We start from the raw sequence: 551 nt of genomic DNA on the forward strand, positions 1-551 counted from the left end.
GTCCTCAATGCGATCGGGCAGGGCCGCTCGGACGTCGCCGAGATCCGCGACTATCTCGGTCTCGATTCCGGGCTGATGAGCCGGCTGCTGCGCAGCCTCGAGGACGAAGGGCTGGTCGAGACCGAAGCGCATCAGGACGATGCGCGCCGGCGTGTCGCGACGTTGACGCGGACCGGCCGGCGCGAGTTCGCGGCCTATGAGGCGCTGTCGAACGCGCAGGCCGAGGGCTTCCTCGCGCAACATGCGCAAGCCGAGGCGCTGCTCGCGGCGATGGACCTGATCGCATCCACCCTGACCCGCGAGCGGATCGCGCTCGTGGAGTTGGACCCGCGAAGCGAGGAGGCGCGCTACTGCCTCGGCGAATACTATGCCGAGCTCGGCCGTCGCTTCAGCCAAGGCTTCGACGTCTCGCTGTCGCGCGACCCCGACGCCAAGGACATGCGCCGGCCGCGCGGCAGCTTCATCGTCGCGATGTCGGACACGCTGCCGATCGGCTGCGTCGGCCTGAAGGGAACCGATCACGGCTACGCCGAGATCAAGCGTCTGTGGGT

General features: G+C 68.8%; 1 protein-coding gene. It reads left to right on the forward strand.

Annotation, left to right across the window (positions count from 1 at the left end; translation table 11 throughout):
• On the forward strand, window positions 1-551 hold a 551-nt coding region (locus MOV75_RS41325; RefSeq protein ID WP_247008650.1), incomplete at both ends, for a MarR family winged helix-turn-helix transcriptional regulator.

This window comes from Bradyrhizobium sp. PRIMUS42 (assembly GCF_023006515.1).
Lineage (GTDB): Bacteria > Pseudomonadota > Alphaproteobacteria > Rhizobiales > Xanthobacteraceae > Bradyrhizobium.